25 protein-coding genes and 1 pseudogene are annotated in these 24881 nt (G+C 40.9%); 18 read left to right on the plus strand and 8 right to left on the minus strand.

The genetic code is table 11. The features are described from left to right. Positions 1 to 54 precede the first annotated feature (54 nt). The gene (locus tag NSMS1_RS21875) at positions 55 to 1536 is read left to right on the plus strand and encodes a cytochrome P450 (RefSeq protein ID WP_224086840.1); all 1482 of its coding nucleotides are present in this window, start codon (positions 55 to 57) and stop codon (positions 1534 to 1536) included. A gap of 230 nt (positions 1537 to 1766) precedes the next feature. Here the strand turns inward: NSMS1_RS21875 and NSMS1_RS21880 are convergent, their stop codons facing one another. Next, entirely contained in the window at positions 1767 to 2444 is a 678-nt protein-coding gene (locus tag NSMS1_RS21880) for a response regulator transcription factor (RefSeq protein WP_015113911.1), read from the minus strand. 1023 nt (positions 2445 to 3467) lie between these two features. Between NSMS1_RS21880 and groES the strand changes: the two genes are divergently transcribed. From groES to NSMS1_RS21895, 3 genes are all read left to right on the plus strand, one after another. After that, positions 3468 to 3779, plus strand: coding sequence for a co-chaperone GroES (gene groES, locus NSMS1_RS21885; RefSeq protein WP_067771985.1), 312 nt, complete (start codon positions 3468 to 3470; stop codon positions 3777 to 3779). A gap of 81 nt (positions 3780 to 3860) precedes the next feature. Then, complete coding sequence (gene groL, locus NSMS1_RS21890) at positions 3861 to 5495, plus strand: chaperonin GroEL (RefSeq protein ID WP_224086841.1); 1635 nt, start codon at positions 3861 to 3863, stop codon at positions 5493 to 5495. Between the two features lie 101 nt (positions 5496 to 5596). After that, positions 5597 to 6184 carry an HNH endonuclease signature motif containing protein gene (locus NSMS1_RS21895; protein WP_224086842.1) on the plus strand — a complete coding sequence of 196 codons (588 nt, stop codon included), beginning with the start codon at positions 5597 to 5599 and terminating at the stop codon, positions 6182 to 6184. On the opposite strand, the gene NSMS1_RS21900 is transcribed toward NSMS1_RS21895, so the two are convergent. Beyond that, a protein-coding gene (locus NSMS1_RS21900; protein ID WP_263432530.1) for an IS630 family transposase occupies positions 6150 to 7105 on the minus strand; the annotation gives its coding sequence in 2 pieces (ribosomal slippage) (positions 6150 to 6763 and positions 6763 to 7105; 957 coding nt in all). The genes NSMS1_RS21895 and NSMS1_RS21900 overlap by 35 nt on opposite strands. 244 nt (positions 7106 to 7349) lie before the next feature. Here NSMS1_RS21900 and NSMS1_RS21905 point away from each other — a divergent pair. The 3 genes from NSMS1_RS21905 to NSMS1_RS21915 all read left to right on the plus strand — a co-directional run bounded on the left by NSMS1_RS21905 (position 7350) and on the right by NSMS1_RS21915 (position 7998). Beyond that, entirely contained in the window at positions 7350 to 7682 is a 333-nt protein-coding gene (locus NSMS1_RS21905) for a hypothetical protein (protein ID WP_224086843.1), read from the plus strand. 63 nt (positions 7683 to 7745) lie between these two features. Further along, a complete protein-coding gene (locus NSMS1_RS21910) occupies positions 7746 to 7892 on the plus strand; it encodes a hypothetical protein (protein WP_224095436.1) in 147 nt (48 codons plus the stop codon). After that, positions 7861 to 7998 carry a DUF4351 domain-containing protein gene (locus tag NSMS1_RS21915; protein ID WP_224086844.1) on the plus strand — a complete coding sequence of 46 codons (138 nt, stop codon included), beginning with the start codon at positions 7861 to 7863 and terminating at the stop codon, positions 7996 to 7998. Before NSMS1_RS21910 ends, NSMS1_RS21915 begins: the two co-directional genes overlap by 32 nt. Positions 7999 to 8054: 56 nt before the next feature. Here the strand turns inward: NSMS1_RS21915 and NSMS1_RS21920 are convergent, their stop codons facing one another. Beyond that, positions 8055 to 9557 (minus strand): IS5 family transposase, encoded by a 1503-nt coding sequence (locus tag NSMS1_RS21920; protein WP_224085439.1) that lies wholly within the window; start codon positions 9555 to 9557, stop codon positions 8055 to 8057. Between the two features lie 338 nt (positions 9558 to 9895). Between NSMS1_RS21920 and NSMS1_RS21925 the strand changes: the two genes are divergently transcribed. From NSMS1_RS21925 to NSMS1_RS21940, 4 genes are read left to right on the plus strand one after another with little or no spacing between them, the layout of a single operon-like run. Continuing rightward, on the plus strand, positions 9896 to 10663 hold the full coding sequence (locus NSMS1_RS21925) for a class I SAM-dependent methyltransferase (RefSeq protein WP_224086845.1): 768 nt from the start codon (positions 9896 to 9898) through the stop codon (positions 10661 to 10663). 17 nt (positions 10664 to 10680) lie between these two features. Further along, positions 10681 to 11520: an urease accessory protein UreD gene (locus tag NSMS1_RS21930; RefSeq protein WP_224086846.1), complete on the plus strand. Its 840-nt coding sequence runs from the start codon at positions 10681 to 10683 to the stop codon at positions 11518 to 11520. Positions 11521 to 11537: 17 nt separating this feature from the next. After that, positions 11538 to 11840 carry an urease subunit gamma gene (gene ureA, locus NSMS1_RS21935; RefSeq protein ID WP_224086847.1) on the plus strand — a complete coding sequence of 101 codons (303 nt, stop codon included), beginning with the start codon at positions 11538 to 11540 and terminating at the stop codon, positions 11838 to 11840. A gap of 10 nt (positions 11841 to 11850) precedes the next feature. Then, a complete protein-coding gene (locus NSMS1_RS21940) occupies positions 11851 to 12174 on the plus strand; it encodes an urease subunit beta (protein ID WP_224086848.1) in 324 nt (107 codons plus the stop codon). A gap of 23 nt (positions 12175 to 12197) precedes the next feature. Here NSMS1_RS21940 and NSMS1_RS21945 read toward each other — a convergent pair. Further along, a pseudogene (locus NSMS1_RS21945) lies at positions 12198 to 12575 on the minus strand (GxxExxY protein). Between the two features lie 129 nt (positions 12576 to 12704). Between NSMS1_RS21945 and ureC the strand changes: the two are divergent. From ureC to NSMS1_RS21965, 4 genes are read left to right on the plus strand one after another with little or no spacing between them, the layout of a single operon-like run. Next, on the plus strand, positions 12705 to 14411 hold the full coding sequence (gene ureC, locus NSMS1_RS21950) for an urease subunit alpha (protein WP_224086849.1): 1707 nt from the start codon (positions 12705 to 12707) through the stop codon (positions 14409 to 14411). Next, positions 14412 to 15365, plus strand: a complete 954-nt coding sequence (locus NSMS1_RS35485) for a transposase (RefSeq protein WP_411908642.1) — start codon at positions 14412 to 14414, stop codon at positions 15363 to 15365. Positions 15366 to 15373: 8 nt separating this feature from the next. Continuing rightward, the gene (locus NSMS1_RS21960; protein ID WP_224086850.1) at positions 15374 to 16534 is read left to right on the plus strand and encodes a hybrid sensor histidine kinase/response regulator; all 1161 of its coding nucleotides are present in this window, start codon (positions 15374 to 15376) and stop codon (positions 16532 to 16534) included. A gap of 57 nt (positions 16535 to 16591) precedes the next feature. Next, positions 16592 to 17974, plus strand: a complete 1383-nt coding sequence (locus NSMS1_RS21965; RefSeq protein ID WP_224086851.1) for an aldehyde dehydrogenase — start codon at positions 16592 to 16594, stop codon at positions 17972 to 17974. Positions 17975 to 18044: 70 nt separating this feature from the next. Here the strand turns inward: NSMS1_RS21965 and NSMS1_RS21970 are convergent, their stop codons facing one another. From NSMS1_RS21970 to NSMS1_RS21980, 3 genes are all read right to left on the minus strand, one after another. Continuing rightward, positions 18045 to 18635 (minus strand): sulfite oxidase-like oxidoreductase, encoded by a 591-nt coding sequence (locus NSMS1_RS21970; RefSeq protein WP_224086852.1) that lies wholly within the window; start codon positions 18633 to 18635, stop codon positions 18045 to 18047. Positions 18636 to 18853: 218 nt separating this feature from the next. Next, positions 18854 to 19027 carry a 50S ribosomal protein L32 gene (gene rpmF, locus NSMS1_RS21975; RefSeq protein WP_224095309.1) on the minus strand — a complete coding sequence of 58 codons (174 nt, stop codon included), beginning with the start codon at positions 19025 to 19027 and terminating at the stop codon, positions 18854 to 18856. A 142-nt stretch (positions 19028 to 19169) separates the two neighbouring features. After that, positions 19170 to 19727, minus strand: a complete 558-nt coding sequence (locus NSMS1_RS21980; protein ID WP_224086853.1) for a hypothetical protein — start codon at positions 19725 to 19727, stop codon at positions 19170 to 19172. 197 nt (positions 19728 to 19924) lie between these two features. On the opposite strand from NSMS1_RS21980, the gene NSMS1_RS21985 reads away from it, so the two are divergent. After that, positions 19925 to 21865, plus strand: coding sequence for a caspase domain-containing protein (locus NSMS1_RS21985; RefSeq protein ID WP_224086854.1), 1941 nt, complete (start codon positions 19925 to 19927; stop codon positions 21863 to 21865). 118 nt (positions 21866 to 21983) lie between these two features. Here the strand turns inward: NSMS1_RS21985 and NSMS1_RS21990 are convergent, their stop codons facing one another. Next, the gene (locus tag NSMS1_RS21990) at positions 21984 to 22355 is read right to left on the minus strand and encodes a Mo-dependent nitrogenase C-terminal domain-containing protein (RefSeq protein WP_224086855.1); all 372 of its coding nucleotides are present in this window, start codon (positions 22353 to 22355) and stop codon (positions 21984 to 21986) included. 394 nt (positions 22356 to 22749) lie between these two features. Here NSMS1_RS21990 and NSMS1_RS21995 point away from each other — a divergent pair, with 394 nt between their 5' ends. Both NSMS1_RS21995 and NSMS1_RS22000 read left to right on the plus strand, forming a co-directional pair. Then, positions 22750 to 23949, plus strand: a complete 1200-nt coding sequence (locus NSMS1_RS21995; protein ID WP_224086856.1) for an anion transporter — start codon at positions 22750 to 22752, stop codon at positions 23947 to 23949. 23 nt (positions 23950 to 23972) lie between these two features. Continuing rightward, complete coding sequence (locus NSMS1_RS22000; RefSeq protein ID WP_224086857.1) at positions 23973 to 24875, plus strand: Dam family site-specific DNA-(adenine-N6)-methyltransferase; 903 nt, start codon at positions 23973 to 23975, stop codon at positions 24873 to 24875. The last annotated feature ends 6 nt before the right edge of the window (positions 24876 to 24881 follow it).

Consider the following 24881-nt stretch of genomic DNA (forward strand, 5'->3'; position numbering starts at 1 on the left):
CTCATCAAGTAATAATAGACTAACATTTCTATATTCCTGGTGTTTTATATAAAGATGGCAATAACCACTGATAGACCGAGATTAACTATACCTGGGCCTAATCCTTTACCCATTTTTGGACGCATTGCACCGCTTGTAGGATATGTTCAAGACTCTATTGCTTTATCGCGTTGTCTATTTAAAAAATATGGTTCAGTGGTGTCTTTAGTAGCAGGAGGCGGGACAAATCTTTACTCATCAGAAGATTACTGTCCTGGTACTGTGCTGGCTTATGGGCCAGAAAATGTTCGAGAGGTTACAAGTCAGCATGAGGTTTATCATAAATACCCCTTAACTGGAGGCTTATATCGTAAGCGTCATGAGTCTCCACGCACGGAAACTTTAAAACATTTTGGTGTAGGTTTATTTGGTGTTAATAGTACAAATCATCGTCAGCATCGCCAATTATTAATGCCAGCTTTTCATAGACAGCGAATTGAGTCTTATTGTGATGATATTGTGACTATTACGCAATCGGTTTTAGAACAATTACCAATAGGTAAATCTGTGAATCTTTGTGAAGTGATGCGAATGCTGACATTGCGCGTCGCTACTAAAACCTTATTTGGTGAGGATATTGGTAATGAGGGGGGTAAGAGTGCCAGATTATTGCAGCAAATTGGTACTTTGTTGGGTTCACCTGCGATCGCCATTCTACCATTCGATATCCCAGGTCTACCTTTCCACCGTCTGCTGAGTTTAATGGCGCAGCTAGATGATGAAATGCGTACCCTCATCCGCCAGAAACAAGCCCAAGGCTTAGACTCAAAGGATGTACTGTCAATGCTTATCCAAGCGCGGGATGTGGACAGTGGCTTAGGATTAGCCGAAGATGAATTACTAGGTCATGTCAGCGTCATCTTTGCAGCAGGTCATGAAACCAGCGCCAACGCCTTAACTTGGACGCTGTTTTTACTTTCCCAACATCCCCAAGTAGCAGCCGACTTACTTGATGAGTTGGAAAGTGTTTTGCAAGGCGCACCACCAACTGTAGAGAAGTTGCAGCAACTACCCTTGTTAGAGCGAGTAATTAAAGAAAGTTTGCGAGTATTACCCCCTGTACCCTGGAATGCGCGAGTAACATCGCAACCAACATCTCTGGGAGGCTATGAATTACCAACAGGGACAGAAGTTTTTGTCAGCATTTACCACACCCATCACATGCCAGAAATCTTCCCCAACCCAGAGAAGTTTGATCCCCAGCGCTGGGAACATAAAGAACCCACGATGTACGAATACAACCCGTTTAGCGCTGGTTCTCGCATTTGTATCGGCGCACCCTTTGCGCTCATGGAGATTAAAATAGTTTTGGCAATGCTGTTAACCCAATATCGCCTGCAATACATTCCTCAGCAACGGTTAGACAGGGATGCACTAATTGTCATGGCTCCCAAATATGGAATGCAAATGCTCATCAACAAGCAAGACCGTCAATTTACCAAGGGTGTGGGTAGCGTCCGAGGTAACGTATGTGAAATGGTAGAACTCAATAATTAATTAGGTAGGCAGGAGGCAGGAGGTTTTGAGCTTCTTGACCTTGACTTATGTAGTTCAGTTTATTTGCCTCTTCCTGCTTAATACCAATTCTTCAAAATTCAACTACTAAATTTTGAATTTTGAATTTTGTAGCGTTAGCTTCCCGTAGGGTATTTTGAATTGATAAAAGCTATCAGCTGTCAGCTGTCAGTTAATCATTATTAAGCTGACGGCTGAATGCTGATAGCTATTTAAGCCATTTGATTTTCAATCGCCCACCGTGCGAGTTCAGTACGGTTATGGAGATTGGTTTTGCCCAACATATTGGACACATGGCTTTCAACAGTGCGCTGACTAACGTTTAATTCTTCAGCGATTTCACGGTTAGCTAAACCCCTAGCAACAAACTGTACTACCTTCAGTTCGGTTGGGGTTAACTGGACATCGAAAGGAACCTGAATGCGGGAACCGTTTTCCCCACCTTTAGCTTGGTGTTCCTTCCAACGGATAGTCTGTTTCAGTGAAGATTCTACTTGTGCAACAAGTTCTTCTGGTTCAAAAGGTTTGACCATGTAAACATCTGCACCTTTGTTCAGACCTTTAACTCGGTCTGCACTTTGTCCTTTTGCCGAGAGGAAAAGAACAGGAATCCAACTGGTACGTTCATTTTGCCGGACTTGTTCAACAAAGGTATATCCGTCCATTTCTGGCATCATCACGTCACAGATGATCATGTCTGGAACATCATGTTCAAGAATTTCCAGAGCTTCTCTTCCGTTTTCTGCCGTGACGACTTCATACCCTCTAAATTCCAAGTAGTCCTTCACCAGCAAGATGAGGTTAGGGTCATCATCAATTAATAGGAGTCGTTTGTGATCTTTCATGCTGGGCTCTTTCATAGCAGTGGCACTTGTCGCGCTTCGATCCATCAAGGTCTTGAATGGTTATCCTTAATATGGTGGATTGTCGAGATATTGTCATTTTTCCCACTTAAGTTGCCCTTTCTTCCTTGGAGTCTTAAAAGTGGTGTTCACTTTCGATGACATCACCAGTGCATTGGCAAAATTCCAGTAAGGATACGCAGAGCAATAGTATTATAATGCGCTATTATATATCCCTTTGAAAGTTGCGGGTGAAAATACACTGATTAAATAATAATCTTTCTAGTCACAAGTAAGTATTGGCTTAAGATGACCCTATCTGTAACACAACCCGCGTTTTCATCGGCTTACTGCTCTACATTACCCTTGTTGATTTTAAGCCTTTGTTGGATGTCCACAAGCAATTCAGGGAACTTTCGGCAAAGGATGGGTTAAAAATGAGATTCTTGCACCACCATTATGCCTATCAAGTGTTTTTTGGATGATCCGCTCAATAACCTCCGGTTTTGCTTGGCGAAACCAGACACTTCCGGTTAGACAATTATTATCGATCTAGAACAACAAACACGCAAGCTCTAAACCTTGAGTTTTGTTGCACTACATCACTGTATTGTTACTCATTGAGCGTATCTCTAGTTACTGTTCTATAACAAATTCCCCACTTTGCAAATAAAGTTCTCCATATAAAAATATTCGTTACTTACAGAAAAAAACCTGAAAATTACGAATAATTGAGTATTAGTACTTACGGGGTTGTTAAATTTGTCATTAGTCATTAGTCATTAGTCATTAGTCATTAGTCCATAGTCCATAGTCAAAAGTCAGGAGGCAGAAGAGGCAAGGGAGCAAGGAAGAGGGACTTCCACCTTTCCCCCTGCTCCCTGCTTCTTTCTCTCCCTCATCTCCCTCATCTCCTTCCTCTTCCCCACTCCCCACTCCCCACTCCCTACTCCCCATTCCCCAGCAATTCCAGTTCGGAAACCCGTACACACTCAAACATTGCCATGCTAGGATGGTTTTCGGTAAATTAGCACTCAGGAGTTGAGAGTGCTAACTCTGGAGAAATTAAATATGGCAGCTGTATCTTTAAGTGTATCGACAGTCAAACCTTTAGGCGATCGCGTTTTCGTGAAAGTGAGCGCATCGGAAGAAAAGACCGCAGGTGGTCTATATTTGCCCGACACCGCTAAGGAAAAACCCCAAGTAGGTGAAGTTGTAGCCCTTGGCGCAGGCAAGCGTAATGATGACGGTAGCCGTCAAGAATTGGAAGTAAAAATTGGCGACAAGGTGCTGTACTCCAAGTACGCTGGCACTGATGTAAAGCTCGGAACAGAAGAATACGTACTGCTTTCTGAAAAAGACATTCTAGCAGTCGTTGGCTAATTAGTCATAGCCATACCAATGACTAATGACCAATGACCACTGACACAACACTTGATTTAACTTCCTGAGATTGACACAACTATGGCAAAGCGCATTATTTACAACGAAAACGCTCGTCGCGCCCTGGAGCGTGGTATTGACATCCTAGCTGAGGCTGTAGCTGTTACCCTTGGCCCCAAAGGTCGTAACGTAGTATTAGAAAAGAAATTTGGTGCGCCTCAAATCGTTAACGACGGTGTAACCATCGCTAAAGAAATCGAATTAGAAGATCATATTGAAAACACTGGCGTTGCTTTGATTCGCCAAGCTGCTTCTAAAACCAATGATGCAGCAGGTGACGGTACAACTACAGCTACCGTTTTGGCTCATGCAATTGTCAAAGAAGGCTTACGTAACGTTGCGGCTGGTGCTAACGCGATTCTGTTGAAGCGCGGTATTGATAAAGCTACCAACTTCTTGGTAGACAGAATCAGAGAACACGCTCGTCCTGTAGAAGATTCTAAGGCGATCGCCCAAGTTGGTGCAATCTCTGCTGGTAACGACGATGAAGTCGGTCAGATGATTGCTGAAGCTATGGATAAAGTAGGTAAGGAAGGCGTTATCTCCTTAGAAGAAGGTAAGTCTGTAACTACCGAATTGGAAGTAACAGAAGGGATGCGCTTTGACAAAGGCTACATCTCCCCCTACTTCGCTACCGATCCCGAGCGGATGGAAGCGATTTTCGATGAGCCTTTCTTGCTGTTGACCGACAAGAAAATTGCTCTTGTGCAAGATTTAGTACCAGTTCTAGAGCAAGTAGCGCGTGCTGGTCGTCCCCTGGTGATTATTGCTGAAGATATTGAAAAAGAAGCTTTAGCAACTTTGGTAGTTAACCGTTTACGCGGTGTACTGAATGTAGCTGCTGTGAAGGCTCCTGGATTTGGCGATCGCCGTAAGGCTATGCTGGAAGATATCGCTATCCTCACCGGCGGTCAATTAATCACCGAAGATGCTGGTCTGAAGCTAGACAACACCAAGCTAGACAGCTTAGGTAAAGCTCGCCGCATCACCATCACCAAAGACAGCACCACAATTGTTGCTGAAGGTAATGACGTTGCAGTTAAAGCTCGTGTAGAACAAATTCGTCGCCAAATGGAAGAAACCGAATCTTCCTACGACAAGGAAAAACTCCAAGAGCGCTTGGCTAAACTTTCTGGTGGTGTAGCTGTAGTTAAAGTAGGTGCAGCTACCGAAACCGAAATGAAAGACAAGAAACTCCGCCTAGAAGATGCTATCAACGCCACCAAAGCTGCTGTTGAAGAAGGTATCGTTCCTGGTGGTGGTACAACCTTGGCTCACCTCACCCCAGACCTAGAAACTTGGGCTAACAGCAACCTCAAAGATGAAGAGTTGACTGGTGCTTTGATTGTTTCTCGTGCATTAGCCGCACCATTAAAGAGAATTGCGGAAAACGCAGGTCAAAACGGTGCTGTAATTGCTGAACGTGTCAAAGAGAAAGCCTTCAACGTAGGTTTCAACGCTGCTACTAACGAATATGTAGATATGTTCGAGGCTGGTATCGTTGACCCCGCGAAAGTAACCCGTTCTGCCCTACAAAACGCTGCATCTATCGCTGGTATGGTGTTGACAACCGAGTGCATCGTTGTTGACAAGCCAGAACCCAAGGATGCTGCTCCTGCTGGTGCTGGCGCTGGCGGCGGTGACTTCGATTACTAACATTCTGTAGTGAGATAAGTGAAAAAACAGCCGCTTCCCTTGTGGAGGTGGCTGTTTTGTTATCAACAATTGAAGTATGAAGGACAAGGAAGCAACAAGTTATGAAAGAGAAAGATGTAAAAATGCTTTGGGGTCGTTCTGGAAATCGGTGTGCTATTTGCAAAATCGAATTAACACCTGTTGGTTCAGAAAGTGTACTAGGCGAAATGGCTCACATTATTGCTGATAAACAGAAAGGCCCTCGCGGGGAAAGTGACCTTACTGCTGAACAAAGAGATGAATACAATAATTTAATCCTTCTGTGTCCAACACATCATACTTTAATCGATAAAAATGAAAAAGAATGGACAGTAGAAAAATTGAAATGTATAAAGTTAGAACATGAAAATTGGGTTACTAATCAACTAAGTCAAAATAATATTTATATTAATCAGATTGATAATTCTAAATTTATTGAACTGAGAGAAAAAGAATGGATTAATTTTGCTGGCAATCAACTATGGGTTATAGCTAGTCTTACACCTCTTAATATTTATGATGATAGTATTAATCCTTTAACCCCACAGTTGTATAACTTAATCAATAGCTTACGTTTGCCTCAATTTGATGGCTATTCAATGCTGTCATATAATTTGAACCCATATATAGCGTTTCTCAGTCTGGTGAAGTACAGTAACAAGAATGGGTAAACCAATTATAAATATCATTTAACGAAACTTGATTAAAAGCACTTTCAATTGCTTTTGCTAAGTCTGGATAACTTCTAGCTCCAATAGAACGTAGTAAATTTTTAATTTTTGACCAACAGTTTTCAATTGGTGAAAAATCCGGCGAATATGGTGGCAAATAAATCAATTTAGCTCCAGCAGCTTCGATTAATTTCTCAATATCTCCACCTTTATGAATTGAACAATTATCCATGATTACACAAGCGCCTTCCCACAGAAGAGGAACTAATTTTTGAGAAATATAAGCCTCAAATGTCAGCCCGTCAGATGCTCCTAAAATACTATATTGACTAATCACGCCTTTAAGAGCAATCGCTCCAATTATGGAAACATTTTTACAGCGTTTTTGAGGTCGTGACCCATGCGCTCTTTTACCTTTTTTAGAACGGGCGGAGTGTCTTATTAAAGATAGATTAGCTCCGGCTTCGTCAAGAAAGACAAGGTTTTCCTCTGGTATCCCATGAAGTTGAAGCCAGAACTGTACCCTTAATAATTGAACTCTTTCAGTTTCTTTTTCGTCAGCGTGCAATGTTTTTTTTTAAGGCTTATTTCTCTCCTCTGTAACATCCTGTCTACCGTAGATATACCAACTGTTATTCCTGTTTTTTCTTTGAGAATGAAGCGGATTTCTGATAAAGTCGAATCATTCTTAGCTTCGACTATTTCTTCCAGAATCTTAATTTGTTCTTCGTTGAGCTTTGGAGGAGTTTGTTTTGTCCTAACTTTAGGAGCGATACTTGCTGTTTCTCTATATTGCTTTAGTAATTTCTCAATAAAACCTAAACTGACACAAAATTTGTTTGCTAATTGACGTTGTGATATTCCACCTGACAAGTATGTATCAAATATTTTTTGGCGAAAGTCCAGGGAATATGGTTTCATTTTTACCCTTGAGTAGATACACTGATTTATTTTAATTACTGTACTTCATTAGACTGGTAAACGCTATAATACAAGACCAAATGAACATGGAATTATTAACCAAGATTTACCTAATGAACAGCTAAACAAACTTGGTCATAAAATTCAAATTTTTAGAAATGGTCATTGTGAATTTCTAATTTCTTTAGAATGTCTTAGAACTGGTACAGATATAACCTCTAATAATATTTTAAGATATTTAGATATGAGCAATAGTTTTATTTCTCAGATAGAGGGAATAATGAAAATTTGGAATACGTATTTACCCTTTAATGATATGTTATTAACTGTCACAATGGTTAATACTAATTATATTAGTTTATATTCAGGACAACGAATATCCTTTGCTGGCCCTTTAGTAGGAGAGCCAGTAACCTCACAAACATTGAAATACAGTAGAGTTATTAACAAATCTGAAAATATACAAGTTTTACAAGAGTTTGTAGTAAAAAGATTTGTAAACTATTTTGGGCTAAATATTAATAGTGTTTTTTCAGAAAATGGCAATATTAATTTACCTAATAGACTTTATTTTTAACAAGTAAAATGCGTTACAGCTTATCATATATAAACATCCTTACATAGGTATTCAAAATCAAATTTGAGTTACGACAACGCTTGTAAATATTTAGCAGAACAGTATCCCCAAGAATTTGTGCGCTGGTTGTTGGGAATAGATGCACAACAAATTGAAGTATTAAAAACTGAATTAACCCTTGAACCAATTCGCCGACACTACATTATTTGAGCGTGTTGGGAATTTATCTGCTGATCAGTTAGAAGATTTAGGAGAAGCGTTATTTGATTTTGCAGAAGTTAGTGATTTAGAAGTTTGGTTAAATCAGCAAAATTAGTATTTAGGGCTTGCTGAAAAAGTCATTTCAAAGGAAGAGAAAAATTGATTAAGTAGTCAGTCCAGAAAAAAGATAAGTTTTTGTTGTTTAAGGTTTAATGAAATATCAGTTTCGATAATAGAAGAAGTAAAAAAAGACTCAGTTTTGAAAAATAGGCAAAAAAATACACAAAAAAGCCGTAATAGCAGAGTAGAAAGATTCATAACTAAAAAAGTTATGGCAATAGCGGTGAAAGAAGTATGAGGAAGTTTAGCCATAACTCTACCAAGGCTAAATCTTCGTTTACCTTGTCCAAACTTGCCCTCAATACAATTACGAATCCTTTCGTCATAAGCGGCTTGTTTCTTCTTTTCAGGGCTGACATTTTGGGGGGGTCTACCTAGTGGTGGGCCACTAATTCTAATTCCCCTTTCTTGACACCAAGCTCGATTCTCCCTCGTCCGATAAATCTTATCAACATGAACTGATTCAGGATAATATCCGGTGTAGTTTTTGTATGCTTCTACTTGTGATTTTAAGTCTCCTGATTCGTTAAAGTTGTCCCAACTAATATGGTCTAAAAATACATAGCCATCATAGTAACTAGCTGAAAACTTAGCCCCAAACTCTACTGTTCTCCCGGCTTTACCTCGGATAATCGGACGAATGTGTGGTTGGTTTAAACTGACAATGCGGTCTTGTATACTAATTTTTTGATTTTCATATAACCATAACTGTTGACGATAAACTTCTGCTACTACTAGCAACATCTTATATTGACTGTTGCTCAGTTTTAATAGTGACGCACCTAAATTTATTAGCTGCTGAATATGAGTTAAATTTCTGTTGATATATTGCAGTTGCTTTCTGATAGCTTTCCTTCTTTCTTTAACTGTTGGTTTTCTTTTCTTGGCTACTGCTAAATAATCCTTTCTTGCTTTGTTTCTGTAGGTTCTTGGTTTGTTGATATTTCTTACTAATAAGGACTTATATAATGTATCTATGATTGTTTCTGTTTGCTTTCTGGCTTGATTTAATAATCCTAAATCTGTCGGATAACTTATGTCTGCTGGCGCACAACTAGCATCTAATATTAATTTTCCTCTATTGGCTGGCTTACTTTTTGAATCCTCGACCTCTGGCTTTTTTGCTCTTACTTCTACCTCCTGTTTATTTTCTAACATCTTCCTGACTATTTCTTGATTGATTTTATTGACTAATTCTATATCTATCCTTTCTCTAAAATGAACTAGCATTGACGGGTCAAATGCAGATTCATTACTATATGCTGACATTCCTATAAAGTATTGCAGATACGGGTTCTCCCGAATTTGTTCTACTGTCTCTCTGTCACTTATTCCTAATTTTTCTTTAATTATTAATGCTCCCAACGCCATTCTAAATGTTTTGGCTGGCGCTCCCATTCTTGCTGAAAATATTTCTGCGTACTCTGCTTCAAATTTTGACCAAGGTATCATGTTCGCCATGATTACCCATCGGTTATCTGACGCTAGTTTTCCCCCAAAGGGTAGTTCAAAGTTTTCTGCTGCTTTTTCTTGCTTTTGCGCTCTTCGATACATTTTAACGCAACTTGCTACAAGGATTTTTACTTATCTTACCCTTTTTCTTTTCACCTTATTTTTCTTTCCTGACCCTGAAACTCTTCATTCTGCTATCTTTCGCCCTTATTCAGCCAGCCCTATTTATAGTTATATGAAAGCAGCTACTTGTTATAAGTGGCTGTTTTTCATAAAAATACTTCTGGTAATTCTTTGGTATTTATATTTACTAAACTTTCTATTGGTGTGTAGAAAATGTACTTTTTAGTGCGATCGCCTAACATGATATCGTTTTGTGGAACGCCAACACACCAAATCCCCTATATTAAAGATTGATTCTGAGTTTTGCAACAACATATATGAGCGAAACTGATACCACACCTCTACACACCCTCAAGCCTCTAGATAGATTTTCCGATAGAGCGGAAGCTTATGTAAAATATCGTCCTAGCTATCCAGCCGCAGCTATTGATACTCTTCTTGATGGTTTATCCTCGCCAGTTGTAGCCGCAGATATTGGCGCTGGTACAGGAATTTCCTCACGCTTATTAGCTGAACGTGGTGTGAGAGTTATAGCTATTGAACCAAACGCAGCGATGAGAGAAGCTGCTGAACCTCATCCATTGGTAGAGTTTCGTGAGGGAACGGCAGAATCTACCCAAATAGCGGATAATTCAGTTGATTTGGTAACTTGTTTTCAAGCCTTCCACTGGTTTAACCCAGAACCAACTTTATTAGAGTTTCACCGCATCCTCAAACCATCGGGACGGTTGGCTGTGGTGTGGAATAACCGTGATAAAGAAGATGCTTTAACCGCAGAGTATAGCCGCATAGTCCGCGAAGCATCGAATAACCACCCAGCAGAATCAAGGATGCAGTCGGTAGAACCTTTGTTAACTACTCCACATTTTACTAATATTCGTGAGTATACATTTATTTATCGTCAAGAATTAGATTTAACTGGCTTAATTGGTAGGGCGATGAGTGTATCTTATCTTCCGAGTGAAGGTGCTGCATACGAACAAGCGATCGCTGATTTACAAGATTTATATCAACAGTTTCGCAATGACCAAGGTTTAGTGTACATGGTTTATCGTACTAGCGTACACCTTGGCGAAGCAATTTAAAAATCATATCTATATAAATGACTTCTAATGCACAACTAACAGAAGGCTGGCATGGAAAACTTAATTTAGTTTATGCCGATCGCTCCAATAACACCCAGTTAATTTACAATCACCAGCAAGCACCGCTAAAGGTACAGCGTCCGTTTTATCCAGAAGGGGATAAGGTTTGTCATAGTGTGATTTTACACACGGCTGGGGGTGTGGTGGGAGGCGATCGCTTATCTTATAATTTCCACCTCCAACCCAACGCGCAGGCTTTAATTACTACCGCCGCAGCCGGGAAAATATATCGCAGCAATGGTTTACTGGCGAAGCAAACTATTAATATTCAAATCGATGCGGGTGCTTGTTTGGAATGGCTACCGCAAGAAACAATTTTATTTAACGGGGCAATTTATCGCCAAGATTTACGGGTAGAATTAGCGACTGGGGCGAATTTTTTAGGCTGGGAAATTACGCGATTTGGTCGTAGTGCTAGGGGAGAAAAATTTTATCAAGGAGAATGGCGATCGCATACCGAAGTTTACCAAGAAGGTGTTCCTTTGTGGATAGATCGTCAATGGCTACCAGGGAATGAGGCGGTTTTCCACAGTCCACACGGCTTACATGGACAGCCGATAGTCGGTAGTTTTGTGTGGGTGGGTAGTGTGGTTTCTCAAGAATTTGTGCAGAAAGCACGGGATTTATGGATTGGTGTTGGGGAAGTTGGGGTAACGCAATTACAAAATGGATTTTTGTGTCGATATCGTGGTGTTTCTACATCTGAGGTGAGAAACTGGTTTACGGTTGTTTGGCAGTTACTACGAGTGTCTTTTCTGCATCGTGGTAGCTGTGTACCCAGAGTATGGCAGGTTTAGTTTGTAATTCTTAATTTATGCAGCTTACACCGCAGGAAAAAGATAAATTATTGATTTTTACAGCCGCTTTAGTAGCAGAAAGGCGCAAGAATAGAGGTTTGAAATTGAATTATCCAGAAGCAGTGGCTTACATTTCTGCTGCTATTTTGGAGGGTGCAAGAGATGGACGGACAGTGGCGGAATTGATGAGTTATGGCACAACTCTTTTAACAAGAGATGATGTGATGGAAGGTATAGCGGAAATGGTGCATGAGGTGCAAGTTGAAGCCACTTTTCCTGATGGGACAAAGTTGGTGACAGTACATAATCCTATTCGTTAATTTGAAAATTATGATTCCAGGTGAAATAATTACACCAACCGGCGAAATTGAATTAAATGCTGGTCGTGATACTGTGAAATTGCTAGTAGCTAATACAGGCGATAGACCAATTCAAGTAGGTTCCCATTTTCATTTTTATGAAGTTAATAATGCGTTGAATTTTGATAGGGAATTAGCGTTAGGAATGCGTTTGGATATTCCTGCGGGGACGGCTGTTAGGTTTGAACCAGGGGATGAGAAGGAAGTGAATTTGGTTCCTTTGGTGGGAAGTCGTCGGGTTTATGGGTTTAATGGGAGGGTGAATGGGGAGTTAGGAAACGCGGAGGGGCGCTGAGGTTAGCGCAGAGGGACGCGGAGTTAGAGGTTGTTGGCTACACGTTTGATACCTTCTTTGAGGTGGCGGACGTTGAAGTTAAGGAGGAGTCCGAGTTTACATTTAGTAAGTTTTAGGTAGGTGAGAAGTTGGACTGAGTGAATGGGGTTGAGAGATTCCACCGCTTTAACTTCAATTATGACTTTATTTTCTACCATCAAATCCAATCAATAAGCACAATCTAATTTCACTTCTTTATACACAAGCGGTACAGGAATTTGCTTACCAACCTTAAACCCCTCCTGCTGCAACTCATAAAACAAACACTCCTCATAAGCCGACTCCAACAACCCTGGCCCCAACGCCGTATGCACCCTCATTCCACACCCAATTATCCTTCCACATAAACTATTCTCATCCATTCTCTGCGTACCTCCCTCCGGGTTCACCAGTCGCCTGCGGAGGGAAACCCTCCTACAGCGCTGGTTCACCGCGCTAACCTCCGCGCCCCTCCGCGTTTCAACTATAACCTCATTTCTCAGGAGTGTATAATGCCTTACAAAATGTCCCGCCGCGCCTACGCCGAAACCTACGGCCCCACAGTAGGCGATCGCATCCGCCTAGCTGATACAGAATTATTTATACAAGTAGAACAAGACCTCACCACCTACGGCGACGAAGTGAAATTTGGTGGTGGTAAAGTCATCAGGGATGGGATGGGACAATCCCCCATTTCTAACGCCGATGGTGCAGTAGATTTAGTCATTACTAATGCTTTAATCCTCGATTGGTGGGGGATAGTTAAAGCAGATATCGGCATTAAAGATGGCAAAATATTCAAAATTGGGAAAGCTGGGAATCCCTATATTCAAGACAACGTAGATATTATTATCGGCCCTGGAACCGAAGCCTTAGCTGGGGAGGGAATGATTCTCACGGCTGGCGGTATTGATACCCATATCCATTTTATTTGCCCCCAACAGATAGAAGTAGCGATCGCCTCCGGTATCACTACCATGATAGGTGGTGGTACAGGCCCAGCCACGGGAACCAACGCCACCACCTGCACCCCCGGCCCTTGGAATATGTACCGGATGTTGCAAGCGGCTGATGCTTTCCCCGTCAACTTAGGATTTTTGGGTAAAGGTAACGCCAGTCAACCCCAAGGACTCACAGAACAAATTTTAGCAGGGGCGATCGGTTTAAAGCTCCATGAAGACTGGGGAACCACACCCGCCACCATTGACACCTGCTTAACTGTCGCCGACGAATACGATGTGCAGGTAGCCATCCACACCGACACCCTCAACGAAGCCGGATTTGTTGAAGATACCATCGCCGCCTTTAAAAACCGCGCCATCCACACCTACCACACCGAAGGCGCAGGTGGGGGACACGCACCAGATATTATCAAAGTCTGCGGACAAGCTAATGTCCTCCCCTCTTCCACCAACCCCACCCGTCCTTACACTGTCAACACCCTAGACGAACACCTCGATATGTTGATGGTATGTCATCACCTAGATCCAGCGATCGCTGAAGATGTAGCCTTTGCCGAATCCCGCATCCGCCGCGAAACTATCGCCGCCGAAGATATTTTGCATGATTTAGGCGCGTTTAGTATGATTGCGTCTGACTCCCAAGCGATGGGTAGAGTAGGAGAAGTAATAATTCGCACTTGGCAGACATCTCACAAAATGAAGATACAACGCGGAAGCCTTGCGGGAGATGGGGAAGGAGATAATTTAAGAGCTAAAAGATATGTTGCCAAATATACTATAAATCCCGCAATTACTCACGGCATCGCTCAGTATGTAGGTTCCGTAGAAGAAGGCAAACTTGCAGATTTATGCTTGTGGCGACCAGCGTTTTTTGGCGTGAAACCAGAGATAGTCATTAAAGGCGGAATGATAGCTTGGTCACAGATGGGAGATGCTAACGCCAGCATCCCTACACCGCAACCAGTACATATGCGCCCCATGTTTGGCAGTTTTGCAGGCGCGAGACACGCCACATCTTTAACCTTTGTTTCCCAAGCTGCTTTAGAAAGAGATATCCCCAGTCAGTTGGGCTTAAGAAAATCAGCCATCGCCGTTTCTGGAACACGCCAATTAACTAAGCAGGATATGAAACTCAATGATGCTTTACCTCATATAGAAGTAGACCCGGAAACCTATGAAGTTAGGGCTGATGGGGAATTGTTGACTTGTGAACCTGCGACAATTTTACCTATGGCACAGAGATACTTTTTATTTTAAATGACTGAGCAATCGACCGATTACGATAGCCCGTGGAAAGAGGTCATCGAATTATATTTCCCCCGCTTTCTGGAGTTCTTCTTTACCCAAGCTTACACCGAAATCGATTGGACGCGACCTTACGAATTTCTGGACAACGAACTACAACAACTCGAACCAGACGCAGAAATTGGAAGGCGTTTAGTTAATAAAGTTGCCAAGGTTTGGTTACTGGACGGTGAAGAAGCTTGGGTATTGGTTCATGTAGAAGTGCAAGGACAATATGACAGCCAATTTGCCGAACGGATGTACACCTACAATTACCGCTTGTTTGACCGTCATAAAAAGCGAGTCATCAGCTTGGCAGTTTTAGCCGATGAACAAGCAAATTGGCGACCTAATAGCTATAGCTATCAACTAGGCGGTTGTCGCGTCAGTTTGGAGTTCCCCATAGCGAAATTGTTAGACTATGAAGCAACTTGGGAAACCCTAGAACAAGCCACCAATCCCTTTGGGATAATTGTGATGGCACATCTCAAAACCAAGGCAACGCAACGAAACCCAGAAAGTCGGCTACAGTGGAAATTAAGCCTAGTGAGAAGGCTATTTGAGAGGGGATACAGCCGAGAAGATATTCAAGAATTATTCAGGTTCATCGACTGGATAATGGTTTTGCCAAGGGAATTGGCGCTAAGTTTTAAAACAGAAGTCAGGAGTTACGAGGAGGTACAAAGGATGCGGTACGTAACCAGTATTGAAAGATTAGCAAAAGAAGAAGGCAAAGAAGAAGGGATTAGAGAAAGTGTGCTTGATGTTTTAGATACCAGATTTGGCGAAGTACCAACTTCTATTGTGGAAGCGATTAATAGAATTGATCAACCATCCTTACTCAAGACACTGCTGAAAAGAGCGATCGCAATTCCATCAACTACAGAATTTCAGCAACTCTTAGATAATCTCACATCTGGAGAATAAACAATCAAATGAGTGCAAAATCTCCTCAATCTGGCAAAATTCTGGTGGTTGACGATTCGCCAGATAACGTATTTTTAATTAAAACTATTTTAGAAGAAGAAGGTTATACCGTTACCACTGCCGAAGATGGCTTCTCAGCATTAGAACAATTGCAAGCATCCCCTTGTGATTTGGTACTGTTAGACTTAATGATGCCGGGAATGGATGGTTATGAAGTCACCAGGCGGGTTCGCGGGGAGATGAATTTACAGCAGTATATTCCCATCTTGTTAATTACTGCCCATGATGCGCCAAATGTAGCACATGGTTTAGACTTGGGTGCTGATGATTTCATCCGTAAGCCTGTAACAATGGATGAGTTACTCGCCAGGGTGCGATCGCTGTTACGCTTGAAGCATAGTATGGATGAACGCGACGAAATTGCCCGTCAGCGTGAAGATTTTGTCTCTCGTCTCACACACGATTTACGCACACCTTTAGTTGCAGCTGATCGGATGCTGGTATTATTTCAACAAGGGGCATTGGGAGACTTATCACCGCAAATGCACGAAGTAATTACCATTATGGCACGGAGCAATATCAACTTGCTTTCGATGGTAAACACTTTATTAGAAGTTTATCGCTTTGAAGCTGGGCGTAAAACCTTAGCATTTCAACCAGTAAATCTTAGACAGTTACTAGATGAAGTAATTGGAGAATTAAACCCTTTAGCCCAAGAAAAAGGCTTGGTAATTAATAGGGATTTTGAGGAAGCATTAATATCAAGTACCGTGACAGGCGATGGCGTTCCGCCCACCGTAGGCGATCGCTTAGAACTGCACCGCTTATTTACCAATCTTATAGGCAATGCCATTAAATTTACCACATCTGGTTCAGTAACTATCCGTATCAAAACTGTAACACTAAGTAAACAGCAAGATTCTTCTTCATCTGCCATCAACCAAGACTATATAAATGTAGAAATAGCAGATACAGGCCCAGGTATTCCCCTGGATGAACAAGCCACATTGTTTGAAAGATTTCGTCAAGGTAGTCATAAAATTGCTGGTAGTGGATTAGGTTTGTATCTTTCTCGACGGATTGTTGAAGCTCACCAAGGTAATATCTCTGTTGTTTCCGATACAGGCAAAGGCAGTATATTTACTGTTAATTTGCCAGTCAAAATATGAATCTAAAGTATAATTTATATTTGATTGAGTATGCTAAAAAAAATAAGGTAAATATAAATGGTTACTATTTCTACATCAAAAATTACTGAAATAATCGAACAACAACGTATTTTTTTTCATACTGGTAAAACTAAAGATGTTAATTTCCGTCTAAAACAACTTCAAAAACTTAAACAATTAGTTACCGAAAATACGGCAGCAATAACTCAAGCCTTAAAAGCAGATTTAAACAAATCAGAATTTGAAGCTTATGCCACAGAAATAAGCTCAATTAATGAAATTAGTTATGCTATCAAAAATATCAAAAATTGGACTAAACCGAAAAAAGCTGATGTTCCCCTAGACTTCTTTTCTTACTCAGCAAAAATTTATCCAGAACCGTTAGGTGTGGTTTTAATTATTAGCCCTTGGAATTACCCATTTGGTTTAATCATTTCACCCTTAGTTGGAGCGATCGCCGCCGGAAACTGCGCTATCATCAAACCATCAGAACTTGCGCCTCATACCTCTAATTTAGTAGTAGAACTAATTACTAAATATTTCCCCAGTGAGTATATTGCAGTAGTAGAAGGCGGTGTAGAAACTAGCCAAGAACTACTAGCAAATAAATTTGACCACATCTTTTTTACAGGTGGTACATCCATAGGTAAAATTGTGATGGCAGCCGCAGCCAAACACCTCACACCAGTTACATTAGAGTTAGGTGGAAAAAGTCCTTGTATTGTTGATACTGATATTAATCTCGAACATACAGCCAGACGAATTACTTGGGGTAAATTTATTAATTCAGGTCAAACTTGTGTTGCACCTGACTATCTTTTAGTGAATCAAAATATTAAACAAGATTTAATCGCCGCTATACAAAAAACACTCAAAGAGTTTTATGGTGATAACCCAGCCCAAAGCCCTGATTATGGCAGAATTATCAGTCATAGACATTTTGAGCGTTTAACGAAGTTTCTCAACAACGGAAAAATTGTAGTTGGAGGCGAAACAAACTTTGAAGAAAAATATATCGCTCCAACAATTTTAGATAACGTTGCTTTAACAGATACAGTAATGCAGGAAGAAATTTTTGGGCCGATTTTACCAGTGATTGAATATACAGATATTAAAGATGCGATCGCCTTAATTAATTCTCAAGCAAAACCCCTCGCTTTATACCTATTTACGCAAAATCAACCTCTACAACAACGCATCCTGCAAGAAACCTCATCTGGCGGAGTCTGTATCAACGACACAATCATGCACATAGGCGTTTCATCCCTACCATTTGGTGGCGTAGGAGATAGCGGTATCGGTAGTTATCACGGTAAAGCCAGCTTTGACACCTTTTCCCATTACAAAAGTGTCCTAAAAAACTCCTTCTGGCTAGACCTAAACTGGCGTTACGCCCCTTACAAAGATAAATTGAGCTTACTCAAAAAAATTATTAAGTAGGTAATAGGGACTTTGGAAAAGGGGAAAGAGGAAAATAACTATGGACTGTGGACTAATGACTAATGACTAATTAACTATACCTTTCCTCCGCCCAAGGTTCACCCCGACGGTTGTAACCATTGCGTTCCCAAAAACCCAGTTCTTCCTTATCCAGAAACTCCAGACCATTAACCCACTTAGCACTTTTCCAAGCATAAAGATGAGGTACAACTAAGCGCATCGGCCCACCATGTTCCAAGGGGAGGTCTTCACCAAATAATTTAAAGGCAAAGAAGTTTTCTTCCCTCACAAAATCGTCCATTGCAATATTTGTAGTGTAACCACCATAGCAATGTTCCATTACATGAGCGGCTTGAGAATCTACCTCAATCAGATTCATAAAATCTGTAACTTTAATCCCCGTCCATTTCACATCAAGTTTAGACCAACGGGTAACACAGTGAAAGTCTGCTGTAAATTCGTGATGAGGTAAAGCTATAAAATCCGACCAAGTAAAAATGGCAGGTTTTACCAAACCCCAAACCCGAAACTCCCAACCATCAATACTGACTTTAGGTGCTGCGCCATAGGTGAGAACAGGGAAACCCTTAGCTAGATGCTGTCCTGGGGGAACTCGGTCAGCATTTTCTTGGTCTGGTTTCTGAAAAAATTTTCCTAGCATATTTATATAAAACGTAACAATAAAGATGTTGCTGAGTACAAATCAATACTTTCATTTTCCCAGCAAAGAAATTTCTATCGATAAATATTAATTTTAATAAACACTAAAAAATCTGGAGCTATAGATAACTTACTCTTTATATGATTATTTGATCATCAGTCATGGGTGAAAGGTAATGGGTAATTGGTTCTGCCGATTACTCATTACCCATTTTTTTCTTATTCTTCTTCGTCTTCTTCTTCCGCAGTAGGATAGACAAATGTAGAACGTCCAGTCAAAATTGATTTGCCCAAGGAGATAGCTTTTTGCGCTTCCACAGCAGCCTTATGTCTCCAGGTAGCTCGACGCTTATCGCGTTTTGATTTAGATGTTTTCTTCTTAGGAACCGCCATACTAGCTGATATCGTAATTCTTGACAACCTTCCTATTCTAAGCGATCAAATCACGATGATCACTATCTGGAAAGAAAAAGGGAATAGTCAATAGTCCATAGTCAACAGTCAACAGTTAACAGTCAACAGTTAACTGTCACCTCTACTTCGGTTCTGCTGGTGGCTGGGGAGAGGCTGCGGGAGATGGTGTAGGGGTGGGATTGGGTGCTGTTGTGGGAATTGTGACGGCGGCTGCTGGGTTGGCTGAGTTTTGGGGATTGTTAAAGAGTAGGAGTGATTGGGCGCTTTTGAAGTAAGTCGCCCAGCGTTGTGGATCGGGACGGGTGCGCCATTGCTGACGGCTGACATCCAAAAGTAAAACTGGTGCGATCGCTCCATAACTTTGTACGGAGATGTACACAGAAATATCTGTAACTAAAATATCCTTATCAAAGCTGCGTTGAGCTGCTGCCCTAGCTGCCATTTCTGCCCGGCGTAGTATGGCTTCGTAGCCCTCATCAGGTAATCTATCAATAGTCAAGTCAACTCTGGCTGTGTAAGCTCGCACAATCTGGGGAAAAGCTATTTCTGTTACAAGCCATACAGGAACGGGAAACAAAAGCAAAAATATTAACGGAAATGTCCGGATTTTTTTGTCAATTTGGCTAATAGGTTTAAAGGGAATGGTTAATGATAGTTGTTGAGGACTACTTTTACTCATGACCTGTTCTCTCCTTAATTGAGGTTCTGTACTTTGAATGGCTTGGAAAATTTTCGGAAACGGAAAGTAATAAAAAATACGTAATTTTAATGACTAGATGATAATCTTCTAGACTATTAGACATAGGTTAGCTTTGTTTTTTCAGCAAAGCCAACCGCAATTTTAGGCAACCATACAAACAACCTACAAAGAGCGGGATGGCAAACTACTGGGCGATCGCCATAGGCGTAAATCAATATCATTTATTTCAACCTTTACGTTGCGCTCAAGCCGATGCCGAGGCGCTAAAAGACTTTTTAACTCAACAAGCAGGCTTTTTCCCCCAACAATGCCTGCTGATGACGGATACTTCCACACCTGTTGAAGACCGACCTACCTATCCCACTAAAGACCATATATTGTTATGGCTGGAAGATTTAGCCGCAGTCTGTTGGCAACCAGAAGACCATTTATGGTTTTTCTTTAGCGGTTATGGAGTCAACCACAACGGCAGAGATTATCTCATGCCCGTAGAAGGTGATCCCAAATTTGTGGAAGAGACTGGTATCGAAGTGCGATCGCTAATGCAAAGTTTGCAGTTAGCTAACCTGAATGTATTACTCATCTTCGATATCAACCGTGCTTCTGGCAGCTTGGGAGAGACTCCCGTCGGTAAGGAAATCATCGAACTAGCCGAAGAATTACAACTCGCCACCATCTTGTCCTGTCAGCCAGACCAATTTTCTCAAGAAAGTAGAGAACTAGGACACGGGATATTTACGGGTGCATTGTTGTCGGCTCTACGTTCCGGCTATGGCAGTGATTTAACCCAATTACAAGAACACTTAAGTGGTCTTACTCCCGAACTATCTCAACATTACTGGCGACCTACACAAAACCCTGTAGCGGTTATCCCCTTCCCTGAACAGGCAATTCTGCCCCCAGTAGAAAACACAACCGAGACAGAAGTAGAACTTAGCGCCTCGATCCCCAGCACCATAGAACCCTCGGAACCTGAAGCAATTATTTTTTCCGAGGAAAACTTTGCTATGGCGTTTACAGCACCCTCCATAGGAGAACCCCCAAAAAATACCGACAAGCTGCCAAAATTCGATATTTGGAAGGGATATCAAGGTTTAGAAACTAACGGTAACGGCAAATCACCAATCCTCACCCTAGATAAACAACCATTACCCAGCACAAAAACGGAAGTTACCCAGCAATCTGAAGAAGAAAGTGCAGCTGGGCGGTTCATCCCCGAAGCACCCCAACCTTATATCTCTCGGCTACCCGCTAGTAAGGTAGAGCCTCCATTGTGGAAACAGTTTCTTCTGTGGGGTGGTGGGACTATGGTAGTGGTGTCCTTAATTTCTATTGTTCTACTTCGCAATCAGGTTAAGGTTTTAAAAGCGAGGCAGCAATTAGCCGCTACAAGTGATGCACAAATCATCAAAAAACCTTCAACTCCAAGGCCACTTCCTAAACTATCTCCCGCCCCGCTAACAATTCCCAAAAATCAATCAACTGCTCAAATTGCGCCTATTTCTGAATCAAAAAAACGCAACCAAGCTGTATTAGACTTAGCGAAAATGTCCCTGAGACAGACTCAAGCTAGTGATCTGAGCTTGGCTATTACCACAGCGAAAAAAATCAAACCCGGCGAACCCCTACACGAACAAGCCCAGGAAAATATTAAAATTTGGAACCAGATGATTTTAGACTTAGCAGAAGGTCGCGCCAAACAAAGACAATACGCCAATGCGATCGCAGCTGCTAAATTAATTTCTAAAGACGAAATTCTTTATACTAAAGCTCAAAAGTCAATTGAACAATGGCGTTCAGAAGCCAAACAATTGTTAGCCAATCAAACCTTAATAGAGGCTGCTAACGGCTTAATTAAACCAGGGCAAGCTTCCACTTATAACCGTGCCATTGAAGTAGCCAAAAGAGTACCACAAGGTCAACCAGGCTTTGATTTAGCAAAAACATCTATTAATAAATGGAGTGAAAAAATTCTTGACCTAGCTAAAAATCGCGCCGATCAAGAAAATTTTAATGCGGCCATTGCCACCGCTACCTTAGTTCCAGAAGGAACAGCAGTCTACGAAGATGCTCAAGAAGCCATCCAGAAATGGGAAGCAAGAAAAAAGAGTCAATAGTCCACAGTCCACAGTCAATAGTCCATAGTCAGACAGCTTTCACTGTTGACTAAGCGCAAAGTCTGAGCGGAAGTTTCCTCCGCTCAGAACTTTGTAAGAGATGACTAATGACTAATGACTAACAATACTGTGATATATCCTCGCCGCATTCATCCGCTAGATAACATAGGGCGCGGAAACGCAAGCTGACGACTTCTTCATATAAAGGGTTGAGTTTACACATTGGCGGAATGTGTAACAAAGTCTTACCGAATAATTTAATGTCGCGCTCAAAGGGACATTGAGCCGGAATCATTTGACATATGCGGTGAGCTAATTGGCGATCGCTCACTTCAACATTGTCTAACCAGCGTCGTAGGGGTTTAAGAATATCCCACCCTGACCGAGAAATTGGCAACTGGGTTAAACGAGTATTGTTAACTTCTGTGTGATTTATAAAAACCCAGCTTGCAACAAAAAACTTTTTTGTGGTATTATCAAATACCTTCATGGTTGTGCCTCTTTGTTTATGAGGATATTCACCTTTCCGATGAACTTATACAGTGTGACCACTACCTTGTCGGGAAAAAACTAACTTTGGCAACGATTTAACTTAAATTTGGGTAGTTACTGAGGTTCAAACACAATTTATTACTACGTCAAGTTAATCGCAAATTTCTCGGAAGCGGTAGTGTAATCATCCGATCTTGTTCATAACTTGACACAGTTTAAATTTTAGTGAAGACATCTATCTTTGGACAGAATCAAACCTAATCTTTACAAGTCTTAACACAGACAGATATTCTTTAGGTAAATAATTTAAAAAAACAAGTAGTATCACTGATAAATAGGTGATGTAGAGGCTCTGTTTAAGTATTACTACTTGCAATAACTTAGTAAATATCGTGCTTTTCATTCAATTTGCAGTTTACGCCGTATTAGGGCTGACATATCTAGGGTTAGCCTTGGGCTACATTCCGGGTTTGCGGATGAACCGTGCCACCATTGCCTTAGTTGGCTCTGCCTTCTTAATTGCTTTGGGTGTGTTGAATTTGCAGGAAGCTTGGCAAGCAATTGATGCTAACACCATTGTGTTTCTGTTAAGCATGATGGTAGTTAACGCCAACTTAGCTTATGCAGGGTTTTTTCGCCGTGCCTTATCGGTGTTGTTGAGCTTTACCCGTAGTCCTTTAGGCTTATTGATAGCTTTAACCTTTGGTAGTGGGATACTGTCGGCTGTTTTCCTCAACGATACTCTGGCGCTAGTGTTTACGCCTTTGACTTTGAGTTTGGCTCAAGCTTTGAGCTTAAATCCTATTCCTTATTTACTAGCGATCGCTGGAGCAACTAATATAGGTTCTGTAGCTACCCTAAGTGGTAATCCGCAAAATATCTTGATAGGTTCTTTTTCTGCCATACCTTATCTAGAATTTTTGCGTGTCTTAGCTCCCGTAGCCTTTACAGGTTTGATAGTTCAGGTAGGCTTATTGTGGTTACTTTACCCTGATGTACGTTCAATCAAACCTTGCCAAATTTTACCCAGCACCAACCAACGAATATATAAACCTCTATTTAATAAAACGGTAGTCATTACTACTGGCTTACTTATAGCTTTTACTATTGGCTTACCTTTAGCACAGTCAGCTTTAGTGGCGGCCAGCTTGTTGCTAATTACCAGAAGAATTAAACCCCAACGAATATTAAAAAAAGTAGATTGGAATTTGTTAGTGATGTTTTCTGGGCTGTTTATTTTGACAAAAGCCACTCAGAAATTAAACCTACTACAGCCATTTACTCATGCCATTAACTCTGCTGCCAGTTTGTTGGGAGTAACAGTTATTTTATCTAATATGATTTCTAATGTTCCGGCTGTGCTGCTATTGCACCCTTTGATTTCCCAAGGTGATACAAAATCATGGCTATTATTAGCAGCAGGTTCAACTTTAGCAGGTAATTTAACTTTATTTGGCTCAGTAGCCAACTTGATAATTGTAGAAGCTGCGGCAGATTTAGGTTATAAACTTACTTTTTTAGATCATTTACGTTTTGGTGTGCCATTAACAGTCTGTACTGTAATTTTGGCTTACTTTCTTGTGATAAACTAACTCAGATATTTTTTGATTCCAAAATGGCTAGTCTTCCACATCCCATTCAGTATCAAGGTAGTAAAAGAAATCTTGCGTCAAGTATTCTTAGGTTTCTACCTAATAAGATAGGACGACTGGTAGAACCATTTGCTGGAACCGCAGCAATTAGCATTGCTGCCTCTGCTAAAGGCATTACTCAAGAATTTTGGCTCAACGATTTGAATCAACCATTAATTGAACTGCTGGAATTAATTATAGAAAAACCAAGTAAGATAGCAGATCAATATACAAATGTATGGCATGAACAGCATGAAAATTCAATCTATCACTACTTTCAGGTGAGGGAAGAGTTTAATAAAACGAATGATCCGCAACTATTTTTATATTTACTCTCCCGATGTGTTAAAGGTGCTGTTCGTTACAACTCTAATGGACTTTTCAATCAAAGTCCTGATAAAAGACGAAAGGGAACACAACCTGAAAAGATGAGGAAAAATATAGAGGGTGTTTCTAACCTTTTGAAAGGTAAATGTAAATTTACATGCTTGGACTTTAGAGATGTTTTAGCTGAAGTTCAAAGCAATGATTTTGTATATCTAGATCCACCTTATCAGGGTGTGTCAGGGGATAAAGATTCAAGATATTTTTCTGGAATAGTTTTTAATGATTTTGTTTTAGCCCTCGAAACATTAAATAGAAGAGAAATATCATTTGCAGTTAGTTATGATGGCAAACTAGGCAATAAAACATTTGGTCAAGAATTGCCTGAAGAATTAGAACTTAGAAGGATTGAAATTGAAGTAGGGCGTTCATCTCAAGCAACTTTGTTGGGAAGAGAAGAAGTAACGGTAGAATCTTTATATTTATCTCAAAGTTTGCTGAAAGAATCTATTTTCAATATAGAAAGCTATATTCACAGAGTACCCAAACAACTTGCTCTGTGAGAATGA

It is taken from the genome of Nostoc sp. MS1, assembly GCF_019976755.1.
Lineage (GTDB): Bacteria > Cyanobacteriota > Cyanobacteriia > Cyanobacteriales > Nostocaceae > Trichormus.